The 26,688-nt window shown below is 61.3% G+C and carries 22 protein-coding genes, 2 tRNA genes and 2 pseudogenes; 13 read left to right on the forward strand and 13 right to left on the reverse strand.

Going from position 1 to position 26,688, the window contains the following annotated elements; genetic code table 11:
• Position 1 precedes the first annotated feature (1 nt).
• From ACED88_RS08425 to ACED88_RS08435, 3 genes are all read right to left on the reverse strand, one after another.
• Positions 2-979, reverse strand: a complete 978-nt coding sequence (locus tag ACED88_RS08425; protein WP_237207300.1) for a glycosyltransferase family 2 protein — start codon at positions 977-979, stop codon at positions 2-4.
• A 94-nt stretch (positions 980-1,073) separates the two neighbouring features.
• Complete coding sequence (locus tag ACED88_RS08430) at positions 1,074-2,084, reverse strand: anion permease (RefSeq protein WP_449109332.1); 1,011 nt, start codon at positions 2,082-2,084, stop codon at positions 1,074-1,076.
• The gene (locus ACED88_RS08435) at positions 2,084-2,701 is read right to left on the reverse strand and encodes a DUF47 domain-containing protein (RefSeq protein WP_237196394.1); all 618 of its coding nucleotides are present in this window, start codon (positions 2,699-2,701) and stop codon (positions 2,084-2,086) included. The genes ACED88_RS08430 and ACED88_RS08435 overlap by 1 nt, the downstream gene beginning before the upstream one ends.
• A gap of 497 nt (positions 2,702-3,198) precedes the next feature.
• Here ACED88_RS08435 and ACED88_RS08440 point away from each other — a divergent pair, with 497 nt between their 5' ends.
• The gene (locus ACED88_RS08440; RefSeq protein ID WP_449109333.1) at positions 3,199-7,098 is read left to right on the forward strand and encodes a S8 family serine peptidase; all 3,900 of its coding nucleotides are present in this window, start codon (positions 3,199-3,201) and stop codon (positions 7,096-7,098) included.
• 120 nt (positions 7,099-7,218) lie between these two features.
• Here the strand turns inward: ACED88_RS08440 and ACED88_RS08445 are convergent, their stop codons facing one another.
• Positions 7,219-7,929, reverse strand: a complete 711-nt coding sequence (locus ACED88_RS08445; protein WP_449107941.1) for a hypothetical protein — start codon at positions 7,927-7,929, stop codon at positions 7,219-7,221.
• A gap of 357 nt (positions 7,930-8,286) precedes the next feature.
• Between ACED88_RS08445 and ACED88_RS08450 the strand changes: the two genes are divergently transcribed.
• Positions 8,287-8,359, forward strand: a tRNA-Lys gene (locus tag ACED88_RS08450).
• A gap of 91 nt (positions 8,360-8,450) precedes the next feature.
• On the opposite strand, the pseudogene ACED88_RS08455 reads toward ACED88_RS08450, so the two are convergent.
• Positions 8,451-8,603, reverse strand: a pseudogene (locus ACED88_RS08455) (helix-turn-helix domain-containing protein); the annotation flags it as partial.
• Between the two features lie 75 nt (positions 8,604-8,678).
• Between ACED88_RS08455 and ACED88_RS08460 the strand changes: the two are divergent.
• A pseudogene (locus tag ACED88_RS08460) lies at positions 8,679-9,188 on the forward strand (recombinase family protein); the annotation flags it as partial.
• Positions 9,189-9,382: 194 nt separating this feature from the next.
• Here ACED88_RS08460 and ACED88_RS08465 read toward each other — a convergent pair.
• The 5 genes from ACED88_RS08465 to ACED88_RS08485 all read right to left on the reverse strand — a co-directional run bounded on the left by ACED88_RS08465 (position 9,383) and on the right by ACED88_RS08485 (position 14,684).
• Complete coding sequence (locus ACED88_RS08465; protein WP_449109334.1) at positions 9,383-10,063, reverse strand: DUF305 domain-containing protein; 681 nt, start codon at positions 10,061-10,063, stop codon at positions 9,383-9,385.
• Positions 10,064-10,110: 47 nt separating this feature from the next.
• A complete protein-coding gene (locus ACED88_RS08470) occupies positions 10,111-12,345 on the reverse strand; it encodes a copper-translocating P-type ATPase (protein WP_449109335.1) in 2,235 nt (744 codons plus the stop codon).
• Between the two features lie 51 nt (positions 12,346-12,396).
• Positions 12,397-12,723, reverse strand: a complete 327-nt coding sequence (locus ACED88_RS08475; RefSeq protein ID WP_449109336.1) for a heavy-metal-associated domain-containing protein — start codon at positions 12,721-12,723, stop codon at positions 12,397-12,399.
• A 114-nt stretch (positions 12,724-12,837) separates the two neighbouring features.
• Positions 12,838-13,965 carry a sensor histidine kinase gene (locus ACED88_RS08480; RefSeq protein WP_449109337.1) on the reverse strand — a complete coding sequence of 376 codons (1,128 nt, stop codon included), beginning with the start codon at positions 13,963-13,965 and terminating at the stop codon, positions 12,838-12,840.
• Positions 13,962-14,684, reverse strand: a complete 723-nt coding sequence (locus tag ACED88_RS08485; RefSeq protein ID WP_143539176.1) for a response regulator transcription factor — start codon at positions 14,682-14,684, stop codon at positions 13,962-13,964. Before ACED88_RS08485 ends, ACED88_RS08480 begins: the two co-directional genes overlap by 4 nt.
• 405 nt (positions 14,685-15,089) lie before the next feature.
• On the opposite strand from ACED88_RS08485, the gene ACED88_RS08490 reads away from it, so the two are divergent.
• The 4 genes from ACED88_RS08490 to ACED88_RS08505 all read left to right on the forward strand — a co-directional run bounded on the left by ACED88_RS08490 (position 15,090) and on the right by ACED88_RS08505 (position 18,832).
• Positions 15,090-15,665 (forward strand): CueP family metal-binding protein, encoded by a 576-nt coding sequence (locus ACED88_RS08490; RefSeq protein ID WP_449109338.1) that lies wholly within the window; start codon positions 15,090-15,092, stop codon positions 15,663-15,665.
• A gap of 71 nt (positions 15,666-15,736) precedes the next feature.
• Entirely contained in the window at positions 15,737-17,230 is a 1,494-nt protein-coding gene (locus ACED88_RS08495) for a multicopper oxidase domain-containing protein (protein ID WP_449109339.1), read from the forward strand.
• Between the two features lie 25 nt (positions 17,231-17,255).
• Complete coding sequence (locus ACED88_RS08500) at positions 17,256-17,429, forward strand: hypothetical protein (protein WP_180377850.1); 174 nt, start codon at positions 17,256-17,258, stop codon at positions 17,427-17,429.
• Between the two features lie 491 nt (positions 17,430-17,920).
• Entirely contained in the window at positions 17,921-18,832 is a 912-nt protein-coding gene (locus tag ACED88_RS08505) for a 3-hydroxyacyl-CoA dehydrogenase NAD-binding domain-containing protein (protein ID WP_449109340.1), read from the forward strand.
• Between the two features lie 2 nt (positions 18,833-18,834).
• Here the strand turns inward: ACED88_RS08505 and ACED88_RS08510 are convergent, their stop codons facing one another.
• From ACED88_RS08510 to ACED88_RS08520, 3 genes are all read right to left on the reverse strand, one after another.
• A complete protein-coding gene (locus tag ACED88_RS08510) occupies positions 18,835-19,677 on the reverse strand; it encodes a sulfurtransferase (protein WP_449109341.1) in 843 nt (280 codons plus the stop codon).
• Between the two features lie 145 nt (positions 19,678-19,822).
• Entirely contained in the window at positions 19,823-20,392 is a 570-nt protein-coding gene (locus ACED88_RS08515; protein ID WP_449109342.1) for a hypothetical protein, read from the reverse strand.
• A gap of 30 nt (positions 20,393-20,422) precedes the next feature.
• On the reverse strand, positions 20,423-21,139 hold the full coding sequence (locus ACED88_RS08520) for a hypothetical protein (protein WP_449109343.1): 717 nt from the start codon (positions 21,137-21,139) through the stop codon (positions 20,423-20,425).
• Between the two features lie 443 nt (positions 21,140-21,582).
• Between ACED88_RS08520 and ACED88_RS08525 the strand changes: the two genes are divergently transcribed.
• The 6 genes from ACED88_RS08525 to ACED88_RS08550 all read left to right on the forward strand — a co-directional run bounded on the left by ACED88_RS08525 (position 21,583) and on the right by ACED88_RS08550 (position 26,539).
• Positions 21,583-22,089 (forward strand): asparaginase domain-containing protein, encoded by a 507-nt coding sequence (locus ACED88_RS08525; protein ID WP_449109344.1) that lies wholly within the window; start codon positions 21,583-21,585, stop codon positions 22,087-22,089.
• A 72-nt stretch (positions 22,090-22,161) separates the two neighbouring features.
• A complete protein-coding gene (locus ACED88_RS08530) occupies positions 22,162-22,899 on the forward strand; it encodes a hypothetical protein (protein WP_449109345.1) in 738 nt (245 codons plus the stop codon).
• Positions 22,899-25,118, forward strand: a complete 2,220-nt coding sequence (locus tag ACED88_RS08535) for a RecQ family ATP-dependent DNA helicase (RefSeq protein WP_449109346.1) — start codon at positions 22,899-22,901, stop codon at positions 25,116-25,118. Before ACED88_RS08530 ends, ACED88_RS08535 begins: the two co-directional genes overlap by 1 nt.
• A gap of 18 nt (positions 25,119-25,136) precedes the next feature.
• Positions 25,137-25,622, forward strand: a complete 486-nt coding sequence (gene tadA, locus ACED88_RS08540; protein WP_449109347.1) for a tRNA adenosine(34) deaminase TadA — start codon at positions 25,137-25,139, stop codon at positions 25,620-25,622.
• Between the two features lie 107 nt (positions 25,623-25,729).
• A complete protein-coding gene (locus tag ACED88_RS08545) occupies positions 25,730-26,383 on the forward strand; it encodes a TetR/AcrR family transcriptional regulator (RefSeq protein WP_449108137.1) in 654 nt (217 codons plus the stop codon).
• Between the two features lie 65 nt (positions 26,384-26,448).
• A tRNA-Ser gene (locus ACED88_RS08550) sits at positions 26,449-26,539 on the forward strand.
• Positions 26,540-26,688: the final 149 nt, after the last annotated feature.

Consider the following 26,688-nt stretch of genomic DNA (forward strand, 5'->3'; position numbering starts at 1 on the left):
ATTAGCGGTTTCCTTTCACAAAGCGTGTGAGGCGAGACTTGAGAGACAACGCCCGCTCGATGCGTTCGAGCCGCTCTGAGGTGGTGCGAGTGGTTTCTTCTATACGGTCTAGTTTGACACTAATCGTCCTCAGCTCGTCAAGAACACGGTGGGTGAGGTCGATGTTATGCCCCACGCTGCCATCAACCTGGTTTGCGAGATGAGCCTGGTAGAGGTAGGAACCGAGGTGGCCGTTGTTTGCTAAATCATCACGAATAGCCTGCGCCCGCACACGCCCGTCGTAGATTCCGTGCAGAACTTTGCCCGCATGAACGCTATTAGCGAGTGCACCCTCTGTCTGGTCAGGGCGTTGCGACCAGTGAGCAAGTAGCTCGTCGATAAACAGAATGGGGTATCGGGCCGCGACGCGTAGATTGAATTCCCAGTCGCCTACCACGGGTAGGTTCTCATTATAGAAACCAAGTTCATCGTGGAGGGACCGGCGGTGCAGGATTGAGATAGGAACGGCGCGGTTGATACGGGTCAAATCTTGAACTGTGATGTCCTTAAGAATTGCCCAGAAAGGGCGTGAGTCGATGAACTCGAATGTTCCGTTGTCGGTAATGCGTTCAAAGTATTCGTCAGTGCGTACCGTTACCATGTTTTCCCCGGTTTCTTCGAGGCGGTGAACGGTTGTTTCGAGGAAGGTGGGTTCCCATAGGTCATCGTCATCATGGATGGCGATGTAGGTGGACTGTGTAGCTTGAATGCCTTGGTTTGAGGCGGCCTCCATGCCTCGTGACTCTTCATTGTGAATAGTCAGCAGCTCTTTGATACGGGGTTCTTGGGCTATGACGCGCTCTACGGCTTGTTGGTTGCCACCGTCATTCACTACCGCAACAACATAATCGGTAAATGTTTGTTCCGCGATGTTAGCTAGGGCTCGCTGGAGGAAGATGGGGCGGTCTTTTGTGCGAACAATGATTGAAACTGTAGGCATGCTGCTCTTTCACGTGGACGGTGCGTAGTCTTAGTCCCCAATATATCGAAGAGGTGGCTTTCTTGCCGAGAGCGCGCCGGAGCAGGTAGGAGCGCTACAGCAGGGGGGAGAGTGCCAGGAAGAGAACAGCGGCGAGCAGAAAACAGGCTGGCATGGTGATAAACCAGGTGAGGATGATACGGAGCACGATTTTGTGGCGTACCGCGGCGAAGCGCTGGTTGACTCCTGAGCCGAGTACTGCGGAGGCTGCCAGATGGGAGGACGAGACCGGGGTGTTGAGGAAGAACTGCAGGAGCACCATGGCCAGTGCGGTTGAGCTTTGTGCAACGGCCCCGCGGAAGGGGTCAACTTTAACCATTTGGTGGGCGAAGGTGTAGCCGATGCGGGAGCTACCTCGGGCTGTGCCGAAACCTAATACCATGGCAAGGAAGAGGGCGGAGATGATGTAGGTGGTGGGATGAACTTCGAGTCCGGCAGAAAGCAAAAGCACGGCGTAAATAACGACGGCTCGTTGGCCGGTTTGAATGCCGTGGATGAGGGAGATGAGGGAGTTGGCTAGGGAGAGGACGCTGCGGGAGAAGCGGTTGACGGTTGAGGGGTAGGAGCGTTGGAGCAGACCGTAGAAGGGGAAAACTGCCGCCCAGGCCAGAACGAAGAGGACGATGGGGGCCAGCACGAGGGGCACGAAAAGGAAGGTGGCAAGGGGCTCAGAGAAGGGGCTGAAGCTGCCTAGATCGGTTGAGCGTGCGGCCCATGCTGCTCCGGCTAGTCCGCCGATGAGGGCGTGGGTAGAAGAGGACGGGATGCGAAACCACCAGGTGATAATGCCCCAGGCTACCGCTGAGATGAGGGCGGTGAGTACCAGACCCAGGCCAGTGTTGTTGTGGGGGACGGTGAGCCAGTGGGTGGTGACTGAGCCTAGCATGATGCCGGTCATGGCCATGCCGACGGCGTTAAAGAGGGCGCTGGTGCGTAGGGCGATTTTGGGGGTGAGGGCCCTGGTTTTCACGGGTATGGCGGTGGCGTTGGGGGCGTCTCGAAAGCCGGTGACGAAGGTAAAGGCAATCAGTGCTAGGCAGCCGAGGGTAAAGAGGGCAAGAGTCACTAGGACTCCTGCACGATAATGCGGCCGATTTCGGTGGCAACGGTACGCATAGCTTCGGAAGCCTCGATGAGCTTACGCACGAACTGGGTGGTTTGCAGGTAGCGGGTCTGCTTGTAGCGGTCCTGAATGTCGGCGTCGTATTCTTCAGCTATGCGTACGGCCTGCTTGGCGATGCGGAGCATAGTAATCCAGTAGTCGTCCAGGTCGCGCAGGGTGCTGAGTTTGGGGATGATTTCGGTGGTCAGCACTGCCTGGCGCTGGATGAGGTCGAGCAGGGTCGCTGCCTTGGGTGAGAACCGCACGATGTGGTAGAGGTGCAGAATGTTGGCGGCTGAGGTCAGCTTCTCAACGACGTTGTTGAGTGAGACAGCCAGGGTGTAGATGTCTTCGCGGGGGATAGGAGTTGAGAAGGAGCTGCGCACAGCGGTCATGGTGGTGTGCAGCATGTCGAGGGTGGCAGCTTCGTGGGTGAGAGTGCGCTCGAGTAGCTCGGGGTAGCGGTCTTCGGGGGAGCCCACCATTTCTGAGAGCAGGGCTGCAGCACCTGTAACCTGCTCTGAGAGTGTGGCTAGGGCGGTCAGCGAGGTGTTCTCTTGGGGGAACATGCGTTGGAGCATGGGCCAGCTCTCCTGGGTGTGGGCGGGTGGGCAGGTGCTGAGCTTATGGTACCGCGCCAAGGTTAACGGGGGAGAGCTCGGTGAGATTCCCGGTGCGGACGCAAGTGCCGAGCTACCTGCCTCGTGGAAAGAGAGGCGGAGCCCGGCACCGCGATATGAAGTTTAGCGATGTCAGGCTGGGAGCGCCTCTCGGCGGAAGGCCGCTCGAAGCGGCTAAAGATTTGGAGCCCGGGGCTACCTATTAGCAGCCTGACATCTTGGTATCCATCATTCTCCTGTTGGAGTGGGATGTCAACCCTGGGTATGAAAATGGTTTCCTTGAAGAGACTTTGAGTTGACATAGATGGATATCTCATATTGTGACAAGTTATATAAAAATTTCGAGCAAAATCCGGGTTGGGTATTGACCAGCAGTTGTGATGTGAGTCATGGTTGAAGCACTCGTAAATTTAGCGGTATACACCACAACGGATCACTTGGATAAAGGAAATCCTTCCATGACGAAAAAATACACACCCAAGAAGGTAGCCCGCAGCGGTGCGGCCTCCCTGCTTGGCCTCGGTATGGCTCTCTCTATGGGCCTGCCTGCGGCTAACTCTCTGACCGATGCTGACCTGTTCCAAAGTGCTACTCAGACCATGAATGAACAGGTGCTCACTCCTTCCATGAAAGCGGCTGAGGGTACCGTTAGCGTATTTGTCCAGTTCAAAGGCAAGGGTGCCTATGAGAGCACCCAGCCTGCCGCCGTCCTGCAAGGTAAGCAGGCTCCTGTCGATGCCCAGGCAGAAGTTCAGGCCATTGCTGCGGCCGTTGAGCGTCAGGGGCGAGCAGTGGCTGCTGAAACTGGCGCAAGCGTCCTCTACACCGCCCATAACTCTGTCCGTGGTGTAGCAATTCGCGGTGACGCTGAGAAGATTCGTGAACTGGCTTCTCGCAGCGATGTTGTTATGATTTCCCCCATCGTGTCGAAGACTCCGTCCAATACCGGCACCGTCATCGATACCCAAGCCATCACCAGCTGGCAGCAGACCGGCTACACCGGTAAGGGCGTCAAGATCGCTATTATTGACACCGGTGTTGACTACACCCACACCCAGTTCGGTGGCCCAGGTACCGCTGAAGCCTACGAAAAGGCTTCCAAGATGACCGATATGCCGGCCGCTGACTCTGGCCTATACGACCCCGAAAAGTACCTCGGTGGCTATGACCTTGCCGGCGACAACTACGACTCAGCTAGCGACGCTGCTGATGCCTTGCCTCAGCCTGATAATAACCCGCTTGACTGCCGCTTTGCAGGGCACGGTACCCACGTTGCAGGTACCGCAGCGGGCTACGCCGTCAACGCTGACGGCAGCACCTTCAAGGGCGATTACACCAAGATCACCGAAGAAGAGATGAAGGGCATGAAGATCGGTGCTGGTTCAGCTCCGGGCGCCCAGATCGTTGACTTCCGTGTCTTTGGCTGTGAAGGGTCCACCGACCTCACTGGCCAGGCCCTCGACCGCGCCCTAGACCCCAACAACGACGGTAAGTATGACGACCGCGTTGATGTAGTTAACATGTCCCTGGGCTCTGACTACGGTGCTACCGACGACCCCGAAAACGTCATTGTTGACGCCCTGACCCGCCAGGGTGTCCTCTCTGTCGCTGCAGCTGGCAACTCCCGTGCGGCTAACGGCAACGGCGATACCTACTCTATTTCCGGTAACCCGGCTAATGCCCGCTCAGCTCTGGCTGTTGCTAACTCCATCGGTTCTACCGCCGCTATCGACAAGGCTAAGGCTCATTCCCCTGCAGGTCTTGCCGGTGACCTCAGCGGTGACTACTCTGTCAGCTTCGATTACTCAGCTGCTACCCCTGAGCAGCTGATTGGTGAGGTCGTCAAGAGCACCCCCGAGAACCCCTTCGGTTGTGAGGCCTACCCCGAGGGCACAGACTTCGGCGGTAAATGGGTTTTCATTGACTGGACCGATAACTTTGAAACCTTCCCTTGTGGCTCGGCTGTCCGCTTCAACAACATTGAAAAGGCAGGCGGTAAGGGTGTAATCCTTGCCTCCAACCTGGATTACGAGACGATTGGTATCGCAGGTAACTCAACCATCCCTGGCATCCGTCTGGTTGCTCAGGATGCTGAAAAGGTTCGTGCTGCTCTCGATGCCGGTGAAGAAGTCAAGATTGAGCTGAAGAACGAATGGATTTCCTCCGTTCTGGTTGAGCACGGTCTCTTTGACCAGGTCAATACTTCAACCGGCCGTGGTGTTCACGGCACCGTCGGTTACACCAAGCCGGACGTTGCCGCCCCCGGTACCGGCATCGGCTCAGCTGCCGTTGCTGGCGGCTCTGATAAGGCTGTAATGTCCGGTACCTCCATGGCTTCTCCCCATGTCGCAGGTATTGCAGCCCTGGTCTATGAAGCCAACCAGAGCTACTCAGCTCCCCAGGTCAAGGCCGCTATCATGAACTCAGCTGTTCATGACCTGACGACTGAAGACGGCGCTATCCACTCTGTAGAGCGTGTGGGCTCCGGCCGTGTTGACGCCCTGAAGGCTGTCAACCAGAAGGTTCTGACCTACAGCGCTGATCACCCCGATCAGGTCTCTGAAAGCTTCGGCGTGATTGAAGTTCTCCCCGATGCTGGTGTTCAGACCTTTACCCGCAAACTCACCGTCGATAACTCAGACAACAAGGCTCATACCTACGAGGTTTCATTCGCTGCTTCCTCCGACCTGCCCGGTGTTGAGGTATCGGCTCCTAAGACCGTATCTGTTGAGGCTGGTGGAAAGACCACCTTCGTTGTTACCGTCACCGTTGACCCCTCCAAGCTGGAAAAGAAGCTTGAATCGGCCAGCTCAGCCCAGCAGCTGGGCCACGACCGCCAGTTCCTGAGCATCGAGTCTGGTCGCCTGTTGCTGACTGAAAACGGCAACGAGATGCGTCTGCCCCTGCAGATTGCACCCAAGCCGGTATCAGATATGAAGGCTGCCGCAAGCACCATCGAGTTCGGAGAGTACAGCCTTAAGAGCACCATCGACCTTGAGGGCACTCCTGTTGATCAGGGCGGTTACAAGTCCCTGGTTGGCGCCTTCGAGCTCGGTGCTGTTTCTGACCGCAAGAAGACCTCTACTCTGGGTGCTGTCACCAGCCAGCGCGTTGACCTTCAGTACGTCGGTGCTTCTACTAACGTTCCTGCCTTGAAGGCAGCTGGCGGAGATATTGCCAAGGACGGCATGATGAGCATTGGTGTCTCCACCTGGTCCAACTGGGAGAACCTCACTAACCCCACCAGCATTGAAGTAGCTTTCGATGTTGATGGCAATAACCGCGCAGACTACTACGTCTACACTAACCGTGTTGCTGGTCTTGACTACCCCGTTGCAACCCTGGTTGGCTATGTCAATGGTAAGCTGACCGCCCTGGACCACCAGCCCATCAATGGGGCTTTCGGTAGCGTTGATACCAACACCTTCGACAGCAACGTCCTAGCCCTACCTGTACAGCTATCCAAGATGGGTATTACCGCTGATAACGCTGGCGACCTGCGCTACAAGGTAGACACCTACTCCTGGTACGAGAACGGCCGCCATACCGATGCAACTGACTGGGTTTCCTTCAATCCCCACAGCCCCAACCTGTGGTTCGAAGGCACTGCGTCTGACGCAAGCGGTTTGTTCATTGACGCCCCCGAGGCTGATATCACGGTTAACCGTGGCAGCGTCAACGTCAAGGATGCTCAGGCCCTGCTCCTGCACATGCATAACGGTACTGGCGACCTGAGTGGCGTCAAAGCCGGTGAAGACGGCGGCAAGGCTGAAATCGTATCACTGGTTCAGGAAGAAAAGATTCAGAACCCCCGTTTCAAGGACGTCAGCCCTGACGATCAGTTCTACAAGGAAATCGCTTGGCTGGCTGAGCGCGGTATCACCACCGGCTACCCCGACGGCACCTTCAAGCCCCTAGATAATGTAGAGCGTGGCGCTATGGCTGCCTTCTTCTACCGCTTGGCCGGTAGCCCCCAGTTCACCGCTCCGAGCGAGTCTCCCTTCAAGGACGTAGCTACTGACCACCAGTTCTACAAGGAAATTGCCTGGATGCACGCTTCTGGTATCAGCACCGGTTGGGCAGATGGCACCTTCCGTCCCCATGATTCCGTCAACCGTGACGCTATGGCTGCCTTCTTCTACCGTTTCGCAGGTGAGCCTGAATATGTGGCACCCCAGGGTGGCCAGTTCTCTGACGTTGCTCCCGACACCCAGTTCTACAAGGAAATTTCTTGGCTGGCTGAGTCTGGTGTAACCACCGGTTGGGCTGACGGTACTTTCCGTCCCGTTACCCCCATCGCCCGTGATGCAATGGCTGCCTTCCTCTACCGTTTCGACCAGAATGTTTCTCCCCGCTAAGGTCGGTGGTGAAAACTTCATCTGGGTCCTGTAGCTAGGTTTCTAGCAAGACCTGTTGAAACAAGACTCGGCCCCTCTTCCAGATCGAAGAGGGGCCGAGTTTTTGCTATTGGGCCTATATTAGTCCAGGGTTCCAGCCCGCCAGTTGAGGGCGGCTTCTTCGAGCTCGCGTGCGGTTCCGGTGAGCCTGCGGGCAGCGGTTCGCAGGCGGACGGCCCGCGCAGCGGCCTCGTCGCGCACTTCGGCTGAGGGGCGGTGTAGCTCGGTCACCTCATCGGGGTGCCCGCCCCGGGGTGAGACCCGCTGGCCGTGCCTCAGCTCCAGGGCGACGTCGTCCTGCCCCAAAGCCAGCACGCGGCAGAAAGCCGCAAAGCGGTTGAGGGCAACGTCGAAGTCGCCGGTGTAGGCACCTGCCAGAATAGCGTCGACGGTGGCACAGATTTCGTCGGCGGTAGGTGGCGAGGGCACCCCGGCCAGGGCCTGAGCCAGGTAGCTGGAGTGCATGCCGCGCTCGTAGTAGTGGCTCATGAGCTGGGAGTTAGCACGAATGACGCCGCGCAGGGCATAGATACGCCAGAGGGCCCCGGCAACGGTCACGGGGGCTGCCCGCGACCAGAGTTCAGCTACGGCCTCGATACCGAACTCGTCGGTGTAGTGCACCAGGCGCTTGGTGACGGAGGGGTCTTCGTTGGCGCGTCCGCGGGCTAGCAGGGCACGGGCGGACGCCTGGGCGGCGGCAGCTAGGTCTTCTGGGCTGCCAGCACCCTGGTAGCGTTCGAATTTTTCGGTGGAGAGGCGGACGGGGCGGTGAAAGCGGGCGTCAGAAGGCATGCCTACCAGTGTAGAACTGCTACGGGACGAGGGAAAGGCTATGCGCTGAGAGGTAAAACTCGGGTGCGCGTGATGACGCTGGTGAGCATCAGGGCGATGACGGCGAGTTGCAGGCAGGCCCGCAGGATAACGATATAGGGCTACCAGCGGAGCTGAATCTTTTGGGCAGCGAGCAGGGCCGCGGTGAGGCCGACGAAGAGCAGGAGGGCTGCGGCGTAGTGGGTGAGGGGGCTGTTCAGTAGGGCGGTCACACAGCTATTAGAGCACGGTGGCGGCGCGGACGCCCGTTGAGGCCGGGTTTTTGGAGCTTTGCGTCACGGGGTGTATAGTGGAAGGCGCTGAGTTTACTCAGTGGATGCGCCTTTAGCTCAGTTGGTAGAGCATCGGACTTTTAATCCGTGGGTCGTGGGTTCGAGCCCCACAGGGCGCACATCTTCATCAGATTCACCCCGTTCCGGCGATGCCGGGGCGGGGTTTTCTGTATCTTCACCGGTGAGAGGTACATCAACTACAGGACCAAGAAGCTGTTCGAGGGTGATTCCCATATGTGCCGCAATCACACCTAAGTCGTTGATGGTAAACGCGCTTACTCCTCGAAGTCTCTTTGACAAAGCAGAGTGGGCCATGCCTATTTTGTCTGCCAGTTGACGGGCACTTAGTCCACGTCTTCCCATCTAGGCCTTTACCTCCCCTGCAACAGCTAGTTCAAATTCAGAAACAGGGCCACTTGTCCATGTCTTAGGCATCATGCCTCCCTACGGCGCGATGACCTCTACACCGACCATAGTCTCTCCGGCGCACTGGCCAAACGACCCGGCTTGGATAAAGCACTGACCGCACTGCATCCGGGTGACAAGTTCGTGATCACCACTTTGGGTCGGCTCGGGCGCTCCACCCAGAAAATGCTCGAACTGGCCGAGGAACTACGCGAACGAAATATCGGATTGCGCGTGCTCAACCTGGGTGGTGGTGATGTGGATACTAAAACACCCATGGGCGCCATGGTCTTCACCGTCATGGCAGCCCTGGCCCAAATGGAACTAGAGATCAAACGCGAACGCATCACCGACTCCGTCACCAAACGCCGCACCACCGGCGGCGACCCCGGTGGCCGACGCTCCACCTTCGCCGAATCCCAAATCCGCACCGCATTCAAACTCATCCAAGCCAGCGAACCTGCAACCCAAGTTGCCAAGGATATGGGGATGTCCCGTGCGACGCTCTACCGAAGAATCAAAGACGCGGATTCTTCTTTATAGTCCTAGTCCTCCAAGAGTCTGGACACAGGAGCTTACCCCTTTCCTCAGTGGTGCGACCAGAGGGAGAAGAAACATCCACCCCGGTGCACCTGCTGCGGTGACAACGACCCATCGCCCGCAGCAGGTGGCAATCGTCACGGTTATCCCTCTTTTTCAGATTCCTGTCCTCGGGATCAGAAAAAGACGGGCACCTGTCATAGGTCAGTGAGCATCTGCTGCATCTGGGCGATCTCGGCCTCCTGGTCGCTGATAACTTGTTCGGCCAGGGTGACTGCATGGGGATTCTGGCCGTCAGCAACCTCGTCACGGGCCATGTCGACCGCACCTTCGTGGTGGGCGGTCATCTGCTCCAGGTAGAGGCGGGCAGCCTCGGTGCCTTGGGCTTCCTCAAGGGCTATCATGTCCTCCTGGCTCATCATCCCGCTCATGCCGCCCATCTCGCCGTGATCTATGCCACCCATCTTGCCATGATCCATGCCACCAGAGTCGGTGACCGGCTGCTGGTCCCAGGCCTCGAGCATGGCGTTCATCCGGTCAATCTCCGGTCCCTGGGCGTCAATAACCCCCTGGGCAAACTCCACGACCTGGGCGGGGATACCCTCCTTGGCCAGGAGCATCTCACTCATCTCCACGGCCTGCTGGTGATGGGGGATCATCATCTGGGCAAACATGATGTCCGCGTCGTTGTGATCGGCGGAAATCTCCCCGTCCGCCTCAGTCGTCGCCGTGGTGGTCTCAGTCGTCTCAGGTGTAGTCGTTGCAGTGCTGGTGGCAGAGGTGGTGGCGTCGGTGGTGGCGTCGGTGGCCTCACCGCAGGCGGCCAGCGCCAGGGTGGAGGCCACGGCGAGAGTGGAAAGAACAAGGGTGCGCTTCATGGTGGAGCCTTTCAGCGTCATATGGGGCAGTGGAGAGAAGTGGTGAATCAGTGGACGGCAGTGGATGCCGGAGTAGGCGTGGTGTGTTCCTCCTTCGGACTGGTGGGAGCCAGGTGGGCCGGGTCCAGATCAATCCGGCGCAACAGCTGGGCGTTCAGGGCCACCACGATGGTCGAGGCAGACATCAAGATCGCGCCCACGGCCGGGGACAGCACGAACCCGATCGAGGCGAGCACTCCGGCGGCCAGCGGCACGGCGAGGATGTTGTAGCCAGAGGCCCAGATCAGGTTCTGGATCATCTTGCGGTAGCTGGCCCGCGAGAGCTCAATCATTGACAACACTGCCCGGGGATCGTCACTGGCCAGGACCACTCCGGCGGATTCCATCGCCACATCCGTGCCGGCCCCGATGGCGATGCCGACCTCGGCGCGGGCCAGGGCCGGGGCGTCGTTGACACCGTCGCCGACCATGGCCACGCTCAGGCCACGCTCCTGTAACTGGGTGACCTTGGTGTCCTTGTCCTGGGGCAGGACCTCGGCGAAGACCTCATCGATCCCCAGGTCCTGGCCAACTGCCTGGGCCACCTGCTGCGCGTCACCGGTGATCATCGCGACCTTCACCCCGCGGTCCTGCAGGGCTTGCACGGCGGCGCGGGATTCGGGGCGGATCTTGTCCTCGACGGCCACCGCGCCGATGATCTGACCGTCGCGGACAATATGGAGCACACCGGCCCCGCGCCCGGTCCAGGCGCTGGTGGTGTCGGTGAGTTCGGCCGGGGCGGTGAGGTTGAACTCGCGCAGCATGTTCGGCCCGCCCACGCGAATCTCAGCGCCATCGACAGTGGCTCGGACCCCCCGGCCGGAGGCGGCGCTGAAACCAGTTGCACGGATTTGCCGACGGGAGGCCTCGGGATGGGTGGCCGCGGCCGCCACGATGGCGCGGGCCACGGGGTGCTCGCTGTCGGCCTCCGCGGCGGCGGCCAGGGCCAGCAGCTCGCCCTCGGTAACGCCGACAGCTGCCGCGACACCGGTGACCGCGTGCGCACCCTCGGTCAGGGTGCCGGTTTTGTCGAAGAGCACCACGTCGATGGTGCGCATCCGCTCGAGCGCCATCCGGTCCTTGATGAGCACCCCAGATTTCGCGGCCCGCTCGCTGGAGATCGCAATGACCAGCGGAATCGCCAGGCCCAGGGCGTGCGGACAGGCGATGACCAGCACCGTGACCGTGCGCACCACGGCATCGTCCGGGCTGCCGATGATGGTCCACACCACCGCGGTGATCAGAGCGGAGATCAGCGCGAACCAGAACAACAATGCCGCCGCCCGATCCGCCAGGGCCTGGGCCCGGGAGGAGGACTCCTGGGCGTCGGCAACCATGCGTTGGATCCCGGCCAGGGTGGTGTCCCCGCCGGTAGCCTCCACACGGATGCGGACGGAGTTGTCGGTGGCCACGGTACCGGCAACCACCTTGTCACCGGTGTCGCGGAAGACGGGGCGGGATTCGCCGGTGATCATCGCCTCATCGAATTCGGCGGCTCCGTCGAGGATGGTTCCGTCGGCCGGCACCCGGGCACCGGCCCTCACCAGCACGACGTCGTCGACGACCAGCTCGGAGATGGCCACGGTGCGGGTGGTCCCGTCGATGACTTTCTCGGCCTCATCCGGCAGCAGGGCAGCCAGCGCGTCAAGCGCGGAGGACGCGGCCCCGAGAGCGCGCATCTCCAGCCAGTGGCCCAGCAGCATGATGGTCACCAGCAGGGCCAGCTCCCACCAGAAGTCCATGTCAAAACCGCCCAGCCCCAGAGTGGTGACCCAGGAGGCGACAAACGCCACGGTGATGGCCATGGCAATCAGGAGCATCATCCCGGGTTGGCGGGATTTCAGTTCCGTCCATCCGCCCTTGAGGAAAGGCGTTCCGCCGTAGACGAAGATAATCGTGCCCAGTACCGGGGGGATCCAGGTGGATCCGGGGAATGCCGGGAGGTGGTAGCCGAGCAGGTGGGCGACCATGGGGCTGAAAATAACGACGGGAATGGACAGAATCAGTGACCACCAGAAGCGGTCCCGAAACATTGCGGTACTGTGCCCGGCGTGTTCGCCGTGACCATGAACGTGGTGGTCTTCGTCCAGGACGGAGTGCGGGTGATCGTGAGGCATCGCCTGGCCATGGGTGTCAGCATCTGCGTGGTGCTCGTGGCTGGCATAATCCGGGTGGTGGGTGTGGTCTGTTTCCGGAGCGGGGTGATCACCATGGTGATTACCGGAATGGTGGGGAGTGCTCATTAGGTTCCTTCCGCTCAACCCGGTCGGGGCTGAGGTGATTGGTAAAACTGATCAGGATAAGACGGCGTAGCCGGCCTCCTCGATGGCCCGGCGAACCATCTCCGGAGGTACGACACCGGTGACCGTGACGGTGGAAACACCACCAGTAGCGAGATCAACCTGGACGTCGTCGACCTGGGGAAGAGCCTGAAGGGCCTGGATCACGCTTTTCGCGCAGTGCCCGCAGGTCAGACCGGTGACCTGGTAGCTAGGGGAGGACCCTCCTGCTGACGAGTCGCTGGCGGCAGGGATGGAGGCGGTGCCGGTACGTGAGGCAGGCCCGCAACAGCTGCAGCCGTGGGAAGCCATCGGCAAGAGGCGGGGCGGGGAGGTGGTCATGGGAAAGCTCCTACGGGTTGGCGGGATGCGGCGATGCTACTCTCTAGCATATACCCCAGGGGGGTATATTTGGAAGGGGTGGAGGGTACGGCCCTCACGCGGGGCAGGGTACGGTCACCGAGCAGCCTCCTCACTGTCGGGAGGGGACAGCGGGAGGCGGAGGGTAAACACCGCTCCGCGACCGGGTCCGGGGGAGGTGGCGGTGAGAGTGCCGCCGTGGGCCTCGATCAATGCCTTGGAGATGGTCAGACCGATACCGGCCCCGCCGTTGTCCCGGCTACGGGCAGCATCCCCCCGGTAGAAGCGTTCGAAGATGTGTCCGAGCTGGCCAGGTGGGATGCCCTCGCCGTCATCGGCGACGTGGATGAGCGCGGTGGATGCCTCCTGTCGGTGGACGCTGATCCGGACCTGCCCGCCGGCCGGGGTGTGCCGTAGCGCGTTCGACAGGAGATTGCTCATCACCTGGCCGAAGCGTTGCCGGTCCACGAGCACCCGGGCGGTGTCCGTAATGGTCTCGACCTGTAAATCGACGCCTTTGTCAGCATAAGCTTCCCCCGCGGCAGCAGCGGCGGTATGGAGCAGATCCCCGAGCCCTTCCTCCGCCAGGTCCAAATCGATCCGGTGTTCCTGGGCCCGGGAGACATCGTCGATGTCTTCCATCAACCGGGTCAGGCGGGCGAGTTGATCAGCCATGATCGTGTGGGTGGCATTATTCCAGTCCACAACCCCGTCCTGGAGGCCATCGAGGTAGACCGTGAGCACCGATAAGGGGGTGCCCATTTCGTGGGCCAGATCAGAGAGCATCTGGCGGCGGACCTGTTCGGTGTGTTCCAGCCGGTCGGCCATGGTGTTGAAGGCATGCGCCAGGGTGGTGACCTCGGGGCCTGCTTCTCCGGCGGGCACGTGGATACGGTAGTTGCCGGCCGTCAGGCTGGTAGCGGCGCGGGTGAGATTCTGCAGGGGGGTGCGCAGGCGACGCGACAACCACAGGCTGGCCAGCAGGGCGCTGATCAAGGCGGTGGGCAGGGCGACGGCCAGGGTGATCAGGCTGGCGTCCCGGTAGGCCTGCTCGGCATGGAACAGCTCCAGCGAGGGGTCCTCCTGGTCGGTCATCAACATATGATCATGGAACAGGGTCGGGCCCACCATCGTGGCCACGGCCGCAGCCACCAGCAGGCTAATCACCACGACCAACACCTGGGCGGCCAGGAAGCGGAAGGTCAGGCCGGGTCCGTGATTCATGGCTGCCCCACCCGGTAGCCCACGCCACGCACGGTGTCGATAAACCCCCGGCCCCGGGTGTCGGTGCCGAGCTTGCGACGCAAGTTGCCGATGTGGACATCGACGATGCGTTCATCACCGACCCAGGTGGTGTCCCAGACCTCGGTGACCAGGTCGTGGCGGGTCAGCACCTGGCCGGGGCGCAGAGCCAGGGCAACCAGCAGCTCGAACTCCGTGCGGGTGAGCTCCACGGTCGTCTCCCCCACCCGCACCTGATGGGCGACGGGGTCAAGGATGAGGTCACCAACGATCAAGGGGGTGGTCACCTGCGGTGGGGTGGTGCTGGTGCGCGGGCGGCGCAGCACCGCATGCACCCGGGTCACCAGTTCCCGGATGCTAAAAGGTTTGGTGATGTAGTCATCCGCCCCCAGGGTCAAACCGCTGATCTTGTCGTCCTCGCTGCCACGCGCGGTGAGCATGAGGATGTAGCAGTCCGAGAAGGTGCGAATCCGTCGGCACACCTCCAGGCCGTCGAGTTCGGGTAGCCCCAGATCCAGCACCACAACATCGGGGGAAAAGCGACGGGCCTCGTCCACGGCCTGGGTGCCGGTGTGAGCCTGGCGGGTATCGAAGCCGGCCCGGATGAGGTAGGAGGCCACCATCTGAGCCAGGGGTTGTTCATCATCGACGACCAGCACCCGCCCCGGGGGCGTGGCGGTGGTCGGTGTGTAGTCAGCCATAGACCCCAGTATCGCTCCGGCCAGGGGGGAATACCACCCTCGCTCAGTGCCCGGCGGGGAAATCTTCATCAAATCTTCAAACATCACCCTTCGACCGCCGTCACCCCTGTGCCCCACCCCGGGCCGGCGGCATCGCCTCCACTGGCCGGTTCAGCAGGTGCCACCAGGGATTTCACTGCCTGCACCGCATACCCGGGGCGGGTAGAAGGACATCGCCCACGGTTGTGGGGTGGTGACCCGGTGGTGACCCAGCCCACCGAATTCACCCCCTTTTCGCCCTGTCATAGTGCTGTGAGCAGGGTTTTTGTTTTCTAGTCCGTCAGGCACCCGTGTTAGACATAAGGTATGGCATCGACCTTGAGACGGTGTCTTCTCACGGTCTTACCACGATCCAAGGAGATTGACGTGAAACGAGCAGTGATCGCAGCCGCCGCCCTTGCCCTCGCCCTCACGGGGTGTTCGGCCGCCGACCCGGAACCCACCGCCGACGGGACAGTGTCCCAGGATACATTCCTGACTACCCATGGCCTGGCCGACATGGACGCGGTGGAGATCATTGATCACCTCGACCGGCAGAAGGTCACTGAGCGTCCCACGGATCTGATCGCCTCAGTGCGTGCCGATGAACTGCTGCTCTCGAGCGATGACCAGGAAGTCGTGGTCGATCTTCCCGACAATCAGACGTATGTCTCGATCGCACCCTATCTCACCTCCACCCACGACTGCTTCTACCACAGCCTCACGACCTGCCTGGGGGAACTCGACAATGAGGATATCCAGGTCACGATCACCGATGAGGCGACCGGTGAGGTGCTGGTGGACGAGGCGACAACCACCTTCGACAATGGGTTTATTGGCTTCTGGCTTCCTGATGATACCACCGGCCTGATTAAGGTCAGCTACCAGGGGCGTACCGGCACCACGGAGTTTTCCACCACCGACGACGGTGCCACCTGTGTCACAGACCTGCGCCTGACGTGATGGCTCAGCAGGGTCCTCACCTGTACCTGTCTCCCGTATCACTGAAATCTTGCACCAAGAAAGGTTAAATCATGACAAACGCGTCTTCCCGACGACAGTTTCTGCTCGGCGGGCTCGTCCTCGCCGGCACCGGGGCCCTGACCGCCTGCACCAGCGCCCCTGGACCCGCTGCCTCGGGATCAGGTCCCTCCCTTCGCCCCATTCCCACCCCCACTGCGCTCGGTGAGCCGACGGTGCGCCGGACACTGACCGCCCGGCCCCTATCCCTGGATATCGGCGGCATCGAAGCCAAGACGTGGGGGTACGTCTCTGACACCGGGGATGCGGCCATTGAGGCCACCGCTGGCGACGTCCTCCAGGTCGATATCACCAATGAACTGCCTGAGAGTACCTCCATCCACTGGCATGGCATCGCACTCCACAACGCAGCCGACGGTGTGCCCGGCATGACTCAGAACCCCATTGAACCTGGCGAGTCTTTCTCCTATGTTTTTGAAGTCCCCCACGGTGGCACCTACTTCTACCATTCCCACACCGGCCTGCAGCTTGATCGCGGCCTCCACGCCCCACTGATTATCCGTGACCCGCAAGACGCTGAGGACCAGGACGTCGAGTGGACCATCGTGCTCGACGACTGGGTCGATGGCATTCAGGGCACTCCCGACGATGAGCTCGACAAGCTCACCGGAATGGGTTCGGGCGACCATAACGGGGGAATGGGAATGGGAATGGGAATGGGAGGTAACGACCAGATGATGCACGGCACCCCGGATCAGGTACTTGGCGGGGATGCCGGCGATGTGATGTATCCGCACTACCTCATCAACGGACGTATCCCCCGTGCTCACCGGACCTTCAAGGCTCGCCCGGGCGACAAGGCCCGCCTGCGGTTTATCAACTCCGGCGGTGACACCATCTTCAAGGTGGCCCTCGGTGGTCACCGCATGACCGTCACCCACACCGACGGCTTCCCTGTCCAGCCCTGGGAGACCGAATCGATCTATCTGTCCATGGGCGAGCGTGTCGACGTCGAGGTCATCCTCGGCGACGGCGTCTTCCCGCTCACGGCTTTGGCGGTGGGTAAGGACGACCGCGCCTTCGCTGTCATCCGCACCGCCGGCGGTCAGGCCCCCCGCCCCGATGTCGACTTCCCCGAGTTGTCGTCCACCGGACTGCTTCTGTCCTCCCTGAAGCCAGCAGACCGTGCACTCTTGCCCGAGGGCACACCAGACCGAGAAGTCAGCATCGACCTGGGCGGGCAGATGATGCCGTATGAATGGAGCATTCTCACCGACGGCCAATCCTCCTCCGCGACCGTGCAGGAGGGCCAGCGCCTGCGGATGGTCATGCGCAACAGGACCATGATGCCCCATCCCATGCACATCCACGGCCACACGTGGGCGCTGCCCGGCAGCGGCGGGCTACGCAAGGACACCGTCCTTCTCCGCCCGGGTGAAACCATAATCGCCGACCTGATCGCTGAGAACCCCGGTGAGTGGGCATTTCATTGCCATAACGCCTATCACATGGAAGCCGGGATGGTCAGCTCGCTTCGCTACGAGTAACCCCACAGCAGGGTTGAGTGCCCAGGTGGGCAGAGTTGCTGCAGACCGCCCACCGGGCAGCACGATGACCTTCCTCGGTGTTGTGGTCTTCCGGGATAACCAGAAAACCGTCTTCTTCCCCACCGGGTTACTGATGATCGGCATCCTGGCTGCGGCAGCTGCAGGTCTGATTGTTAGGGTCTTTGTAGGTGTTGTCTAGGCTTCTTTGGATCAGGAAGGTTGCTAGGGCTGCCTGGCTGTAGATTGGAACTTTTAATCCGTGGGTCGTGGGTTCGAGCCCCACAGGGCGCACATCTTATAGCCCCGTTGGTTCCCTATGTTTACAAGGAACTAGCGGGGTTTTATTTTTCCTGAAGCCATCGTTTGAGGGTTATAGGCAGAAAAGTGTCTCCCATGGTTTCTAGTATTACACTGAAGAGTGAAAACCCCGGAACGATCCCTGCTCTTTGCACATCGCCGGGGTTACTGTTTTAGCAAAGTAACCAGCATGCGCAGTGAATCCTTGTTCAGGTTTCTGGAGGCAACCAAGGCGAAAACTTTTAATCCGTGGGTCGTGGGGCTGGTGGCAATCTGTGTTCGATAGTGCCCGACACACTTCTTAATATTTTCCCTGTAAAGCTTCCCTTTCGGAATAAGTAGGCGTAGTATTTATTACATCAATGAAACGCAACTTCGAAGGAGAAGATGACCATGTCACGCGAATTCAAGACCGTAGCTGTTCTGGGTACCGGCGTCCTGGGGTCTCAAATCATCATGCAGGCAGCCTGGCACGGCAAGAAGGTATTTGCCTACGACGCCTTCCCCGAAGCCCTCGAAAAACTAACCGACCGCTGGGCCTGGATCCGTCAGGGCTACGAACAGGATCTTCCCGACTACACCCCCGAAAAGTTCGACGAAGCCATCGCCCGCATCGTCCCCACCAGCGACCTCAAAGAAGCGGTCAGCGACGTCGATATCGTCATCGAGGCCGTGCCTGAGAACCTCGACCTCAAGCGCGAAACCTGGGCCAAGGTGGGGGAGCTAGCTGATGAGCGCACCCTGCTTGCCACCAACACCTCGTCCCTGCTGCCCTCTGACTTTGCAGACGCCAGCGGCCACACCGACCGCTTCCTGGCTATCCACTACGCCAACCGCGTCTGGATCCGCAACACCGCAGAGATTATGGGCACCGCCAAGACCGACGAAGAGAACATCAAGGACGCCATCCGCTACGCCGAAGAAACCGGCATGGTCCCTGTCTACGTCCGCAAGGAGCAGCCCGGCTACCTGCTGAACTCCCTGCTCATTCCCTGGCTCGATGCCGGCGCAAAGCTCTACGTCAATGGCGTAGGCACCCCTGAAGAAATCGATAAGGCCTGGACCATCGCTACCGGTACCAAGGCAGGCCCCTTCGCTGCCTATGACACCGTGGGCTTCAACGTCGCCTCACACATTGCCTCGGCAAGCGATGATGAAACCGTCCGCGAGTTCGGTGTCAAACTCAAGGAAGCTCTCGAAGCTGGCTTCAGTGGTGTTGCCGACCGCAAGGGCTTCTACCTCTACGACGAGGACGGCAACATCACCGGAGCCAACGACTACTGGACCGAAAACTTCGACCAGTAGCGCTATCGCTCAACGGGGCGCAGGCCCGCCGGGTCCTCTGCGCCCCACTCGGCCCAGGAACCGTCGTAGACAGCCAGCTCGGTATAGCCCGATACATAGGCTGCGAGGGCGTCAATGCAGGCGGTCACGCCGGAGCCGCAGGAGAAAATCAGGGTTTCAGCATCCCCTGCCACTGCATCCACGGCTGCCTTGACTTCTTCGGGGGCCCGGAAGCGCCCCTGCTCATCGAGCAGGGAGGTGAAGGGCAGGTTGACGGAGCCGGGAATATGGCCAGCCCGCAGACCCGGGCGGGGTTCGGGTGCGGTGCCGGCAAAGCGTTCGGCGCTGCGGGCGTCAATGACGGCGGCGTCCTCCCGCTCTGCAAAGGCCTTGGTGGTGAGCGCGTCAACGAAGAGGCCGCGGTCTTCTGCCACGAATGAACCGGGAGTAAAAGGGCCCTCGTTGAGGGGGAGCTGGTTGAAACCGGCTGCCTCCCAGGCGGGCAGGCCCCCGTCGAGCACGGCGACGTTATCGTGCCCCATAGCCACAAACATGAACCAGCCGCGGGCGGCAGAGAACATGCCCTGGCGGTCGTAGACCACGATGGTCGCGTCCTTGCTGATGCCGAGAGCACGGACCTTAGCTTCAAAGTCCTCGGCGCTCAGCATGGTGTGCACGCCCTCGGGGGCGCTGAACTCACCGTCGATATCAAAGCGGCGGGCACCGGGTATGCCGGTGCTAGCGCCGGCGAACTCGCCGACGGAGGCGTCCAGGATGACCAGGTTCGGGGCGGCAATATTGGCTGCCAGCCACTGGGCTCCCACGATGGGGAAGCGCAGGTCAATGGTGGAAGTTTCGGGCATCATCAGCCTTTCACGGGGGATTGTTACCCTCCCATGCTACTGACTCTGCCGCTACCCGCGAAAGGCTGCGCCCCGGCGTCCTCATGCGGGGAGCAGAAGGACGCCGGGGTGCAGTAACCGGGTAATCGAGGCCTGGAGGCCGGGCGGCTTAGAAGATGCCGCTTGCCTTGCGGCCGGTATCGGTCAGGGTGATTTCTCGGGAATCGCGGTTCTGGTCGTTACCGGTTGAGGTATCGCCGGCGATACGGCCGACCTGGGTGACGGTGATGTAGTTGCGCAGGCGGCCTTCGGAGGTGAGGCCATCACCGAAGTTGAGGTTGGCGACCAGCTGGGTTTCACCTGCCTTGATGGGGTTGGCCAGGGTGACCAGGAAACTGCGGGTTGAGGTAGCGGTGTCGAAGCCCAGATCGCGGGTGTAGGCGCCGTTGAACCAGCCGGGGGTAATGAGACGGTCAACGCCGGTGGGGCCCGATGCGGTCTTCACGTCGATGCGGAAGGAGACCACGGGGAAGTCACCGTAGTAGCGCTCAGTGCCCACGTTCTTGAGGCGCAGGGCGACCAGGCCAGCGTAGCCTTCAGCCTTCCAGGATGAGACGGTGAGTACCGGTTCCAGGTCGTAGGCGGGGGTGGCTGCATGGGCTGAGGCGGCAAAGGCTAGGGAAGCGGTGCCCAGGGCTAGGGAGGTGAGGGCGGTGCGACGGGTGATAGCGGTCTGCATGGTGGTACCTTCTCTCAAAGACGGGGCGGTTTAGTAGGAGTCAGCGGGGTTGCTGTAGAGCTTGACGGTGACCTGGTTCTTGATGGGGACGTTGGCGCGCCAGGCGACGGGGTTGGACCAGGTGCCGTTGAGCATGCAGTACTGCTGGGTGCCGGTCATGGCGATGGTGCGGAAGCCGTAGGTGGCTTCGCCTGTGTAGCCTGCGGGTACTTCGTAGGGGCCGATGGTCTGGCCGACGCTCCAGGAGAGGGAGTAGGAGGCGTCGCCGCCTACGGTCTTGGCGATGGAGTAGGCGATGCCGGCGTTGATGCTGCCCTTATCGAGGTTCTGGGTGCCGCCCAGGTTGAAGGAGGCGGTTTCGGTCTTTGACCCGTTGACGCTCATGGTGACGGTCTGGGTCTTGGAGAGGTTCTGGGTGAGGTTGACGGGGGCTGAGGTGCTGTTGGTGGTTGAGATGGTACCGACGGGGGTGAAGTTGTCGGTGACCTTGTAGACCACGGTGCGGTAGTCTTCCCAGGCGTTGCAGACGGGGCGGGCGTTGAGGATGTTGGCCTTGAGGGAGTCGCTCTTGTGGTAGGTCTCCACGATGGGCAGGGTGGCGTTGAGGGCCGGGGTTTCGGGGTAGGTGTTGATGATGGTGCCGTTGCCCGCGCTGGCGCTTTCGGCGGCGGTGGCGGGTGCGGACGCCATGGAGAAGGCGAGTGCAGCTGCTGAGAGGGTTGCTGCTACTTTGGGTGCGAGCTTCATGGTTTGCTCCTAGGGTGAGGTGGTGTGTGGGTGGGCCGCTGGGGGGCTTACGAGTCATTCTAGGAGCGGGTTTTGGCGCACTTATATCGCAGGTTAGGACGCCCTTGCTTGGGGTGGGTGCGGGGTCTTGACTTTGATGGTGGGCGGGTTTATTTAGTGTTTGAAATATTGCTGGATTTTCTTCAAAGAAGGGTGGGTTTGTCCCTTAAAGTTGTGACGACTTTAAGGTTGTATAGACTTGACGTTTTCGGGGTAAAATTTTGTGGCCCACCTTACTTTCTCTGGTGTTTACCGCGTGTTTACCGAACCCTCGCATGACCCCGTTCGCTATCGGTGAAAGTTGTGGGGTGCTGAGCTACCGTTTCGCCCACTGAGCTGGCCACGGGCGTCCGCTTGCCCTCCACTAGACTTAGAAACAAGTACCCCAACCCCTCAAGGAAGCCATGCCCATCAACAACGCAGAAACCGTTACCATCCTGACCACCGGCGGCACCTTCGATAAGGTCTACTCCGTCGCCGGTGAACTCGAAATCGGTGAGCCCTCGGTGCCCGAACTGCTGAGCTTCGTGCTCACCGACACCGCTTTTGAGGTTCAAAGCGTGCTCAAGCTCGACAGCCTCGATATGGTTGATGCTGACCGCGCCGTGCTGACCGAGGCCCTCGACGCCGTGCAGAACGACCATGTCATCATCACCCACGGCACCGACACCATGCCCGAAACCGCCCGCTACCTCGAAGCCAACGCCACCCTCGGCAACAAGGTAGTTGTGCTCACCGGGGCCATGCAGCCGGCGTCTATGCGAAAGTCCGACGCCAGCTTCAACCTGGGTGCAGCCGTCGCCGCCCTCAACCTGCTCGAACCCGGCGTCTACATTTCGATGAGCGGCCGTATCTTCCCCGCTTCAGCCGTCAAAAAAGACCGGGCCCGCGGCATCTTCGAAATCGCGTAAACCCTGGTGAGCGGGGCTATTGGCCGGTAGGCTTAAAATAAGCATCGGCCACCCACTGACCAGGAGGACCCCGTGAGCCAGTACCCCGGCAACGACAACACCACCGGTAACTACCAGCCCCAGCAGCCCCCCACCTACCCCAACCAGGCCCAGCCCCCGGCCTACTCGGCAAGCCAGCCCGGTCACTATACCGAGCAGGGAGCCTACGCTGGCTACGCCCAGGCTTACGGCCAGGGCCTACCCGCCCACATGGATGCCCCCGAGCGCCCGCAGGCCCTCAAAACCGCCAGCCTCATCATGTACGTGATGATTGGTCTGGGTGTTCTGGGGTCTATTCTGGGCACTATCTTCTACCAGGAGATTCAGCAAGCAACGAGCAACAGCATCCTCTCCCTCTTCAGCGGGATGATGACCGAAGAAGACATCGCTGCGGCGGAGGCTGAGATAACTGCGAGCACAGATACAGGTTTCGCCACCGCCGGTCTCATTATGGGTCTGGTCTTTGGTCTTATCTGGTCTGCCCTGCTCGTCTTCTTCACCATCATGATGAACAAGGGTCATAACTGGGCCCGTATCGTTCTGACCGTCGTGGCGAGCATCCAGGCTCTGAACCTGCTCATGGGCGCGCTGACCCTGCTTCTGGTCTTCCACTGGACCATGCTGGTAGACCTGCTCGCTGGTGTGCTAGCTATCGTCTTTTTGGTCTTCGTCTGGAAGAACCCCGTCTCAACCTACATGCGTCAGATCAAGGCCTACCAGCAGTGGAAGCTGCAGCAGGCCTACCTGGGTGCTGACCGGGGCCAGCGCTAGTGCCCCTGCCCCAACAGCCAGACCCGGTGGCGGGCGGCGTCCTTTCGCCCGGGAGCCTGCGGGCCGAGGCTACCGAGCTCCTTGCCCGCCTGACCGGCAACCCGGCCGCCGCCTTCCACCCCGGCCAGTTTGAGGCTATTGAAGCCCTGGTGCAGCAGCGCCGCCGGGCCCTGGTGATTCAGCGAACCGGCTGGGGTAAGTCGGCGGTCTACTTCCTCTCTGCCCTGCTCCTGCGCAGGCGGGGGAGCGGACCCGCCCTCATCGTCTCACCCCTGCTGGCTCTTATGCGCGATCAGGTAGAGGCCGCTGCCCGCGCCGGGGTGCGGGCAGCTATGGTCAACTCGTCGAACGTGACCGAGTGGGACGCCGTGCGCGCCCAGCTCGCTGCCGGTGAACTCGATGTGCTGTTGGTGGGCCCTGAGCGGCTCAATAACCCCTCCTTCCGATCAGACTGGCTGCCCGAGCTGGTGCGCACCTGCGGCCTGCTGGTCATCGACGAGGCCCACTGCATCTCTGACTGGGGGCACGACTTCCGCCCCGACTACCGCCGTATCCGCGACCTGATTGCTGCCCTGCCCACCGGCGTCCCCGTGCTGGCTACCACCGCAACCGCTAACGAGCGGGTGGTGCAGGACGTCGCCGAGCAGCTCGGCACCCGGCAGCAGGGTAGCGCGGGCTCCGCTGACGACGTGTTTATTCTGCGGGGCCCGCTGTCCCGCGACTCGTTACGCCTGGGCGTCCTTACCCTACCTACCGCCAGCGACCGCCTGGGCTGGCTAGCCACCCACCTTGCCAGACTGCCGGGCTCTGGCATTGTCTACACCCTGACCGTCTCAGCGGCTGAAGATACCGCCACAGCCCTGCGAGCCGCCGGCTACGAGGTGCTGGCCTATACCGGTAAAACCGACCCCGACGAACGGCGCGAGGCCGAAAGCGCCCTGAAAGAAAACCGGGTCAAAGCCCTGGTAGCTACCAGCGCCCTGGGGATGGGCTTTGATAAGCCTGACCTGGGGTTTGTGGTGCACCTGGGTGCTCCCTCTAGCGCCGTGGCCTACTACCAGCAGGTGGGCCGAGCCGGTCGCGGCGCTATCAAGGCCGATGTGCTCCTGCTACCCGGCAGTGAAGATAGGGAAATCTGGGACTACTTCGCCACCGCCTCCATGCCGACCGAAGAAAACACCGGTGCCGTGCTGGCGGCGCTGACCGAGGCAACCGCTGCGGGCACAGAGCTGAGTGTGCCCGCCCTCGAAACCCGAGTCGATGTTAAGCGATCCTCTCTTGACCTGCTCCTTAAGGTCTTAGCGGTGGAAGGGGCTGTAGAACGCGGCACCCGCGGCTGGGTAGCGACCGGAGCCCCCTGGCACTACGACGCCCCCCGCTACGCCCGGGTGGGCCAGGCCCGTCAGCGCGAGCAGGAAGCCATGCTGGCCTACCAGCACACCGATACCTGCCGCATGGTCTTCCTCGCCCGCGAACTCGACGACATCACAGCCCGTCCCTGCGGCATCTGCGACGTGTGCGCCGGCCCCTGGTACCCTACCGGCTTCAACCTGGCCCTGACCGAGCAGGCAGGGGCGGCCCTGGCCCGCGTGGGCGTACTCATTGAGCCGCGCGGCATGTGGCCCACTGGCCTTGACCGCCTGGTTCCCCAGGCGGTACATGAAGTCACCGGCAAGCCCCTGCGCGGCAAGATCGCCGAGGCTGAACGCGCTAGTGAGGGCCGGGCACTAGCCCGCCTGACCGACCTGGGCTGGGGTAACCGCCTGCGCGAGATTTTTACCCCCGGCCCCGACGGGCAAGCTGCGGACGGCCCCGTCCCCGCCGACCTGGGCCGAGCCAGCCTGCAGGTGCTGGCTGAATGGGGCTGGGAAGAGCGCCCGGTTGCCGTCATTGGGCTACCCTCGCCGGTGCGTCCACAGCTGGCATCCTCGCTGGCCCGCGGCATCGCCGCAGCCGGACGCCTGGCCGACCTGGGCGACTTTGAACTGGCGGACGCTCCCGCCCACTTCGGTGGCAACAGCGTTTTCCGCTGTGCCGGGGTGCTGAACGCCTACCGCCTACCCCCGGCGGCGGCCGACTATCTAGCGACCAACCCGGGCCCGGTTCTCGTCGTCACCGATAGAATTGACTCTCGCTGGTCAACTACCGTCATCGCCCGTACCTTGCGGGCAGCCGGTGCGACCGCCGTCCTGCCCTACGCCCTGGCCCTCACCAACTAAGCACGCGCCGAAGGAACCATGCCCCGATTCGCCCTGCCCACGCGTCCGCGCAACCCGCAGCACGAAGCCCTCATGCGCCAGGCCATTGACCAGGCAAAGCTGGCCCTAGTCAGCGACGATGTGCCCATCGGGGCGGTGGTTGTGGACGCCGCCGGGCAGGTGATCGGGCGCGGCTACAACCGGCGCGAAGCCGATGCCGACCCTACCGCCCATGCTGAAGTGATTGCCATTCGGCAGGCTGCCGAACACCTGGAGAGCTGGCGGCTAGAGGGCTGCACCCTGGTTGTCACCCTCGAACCCTGCCTCATGTGCGCCGGGGCTATCCTGCTGGCCCGCCTGCCCACCGTGGTGATGGGGGCCTGGGAAGAAAAAACAGGAGCTGCCGGGAGCGTCTACGACGTGCTGCGCGACCGCAAAGTCAACCACTGGGTAGAGGTCTACCCCGGCGTGCTTGAGAGCGAATGCGCCGAGCTGCTGACTACTTTCTTTAGAAAACATCGGTAGAGAGAAAATAGCTCTTCACACGAGTGATAGAAACCTGCAACCCTGCCCCGCCATCATGTATCTTTGAAAAAGAAACATTATTTTTTCAAATACGGTAAGGGGAAGGTGTGACCACGCAACAGGTAGAAACGGTCGTCTATGCGCACCAAACACCGGTGGTTGAGGCGAGCACACGCCGCCCCGGACGCACAAATAAGACCCAGCTCAAACTCTTTGAAGCCGCCATGGACATCATGAGCGAAGGCGGCCCCACCGCGACTACCGTAGAAGATATTGCTGAACGCGCCGGAGTCTCAAAGGGCACGGTCTACTACAACTTTGGGTCGAAGAAGACCATGATCGACCAGCTCCTGCAGTACGGTGCCAAGCTGCTGCTGGCCGAGATGACCACGGTTGCCAGTAAGCATGACGACCCGCGAGAAGCCCTGCGGAGTGCCCTGCACGCCGCCATTATCTATCTGAGCGAGCACCCCGGCTTCGCTCGCCTGTGGGTCTCTGAACTCTGGCGGGCCGGTGCGGACTGGTCGCCCACCACCGACCTGATCCGTGCCGATATTATGCGCTTTATCCGCGAGCTCATTAGCCGTCTGGCTACCCGCTACACCGTGCGCACAGACCGCTCCATTGAGGGGGTTTCCCTCATTATCTTTGGTGCTGTCTTCATGCTCTCCATGGACGAAACCCGCCACGGTGCAGAACGCACCCCCGAAGAGGGGGCCGAACTCGCCATGCTCACTATCGACGGGTATATCCAGGGCTAGAACCCCGCCCGCAAGCCTCGTTGAGTTGAGTGACCGGGGTATCTAGGGTAAAATTTCCAGAGTTTGGTGACGTGTCCGAGCGGCCGAAGGTGCAACACTCGAAATGTTGTGTACGGTAACCCCGTACCGAGGGTTCAAATCCCTCCGTCACCGCCAACGATAAAAACCCGTTTCCCCTAGTGAGAGCTAGAGGGAGCGGGTTTTTTCATGCCTGAAAATGGTTACTTGAGGGTTATAGGCAGAAAAGTGTGTCCCACCCCGGGCGCGTCACCCACCACGACCACCCCAACCACGCCGCACCACCA

Source organism: Rothia sp. 11273D007AR (assembly GCF_053547255.1).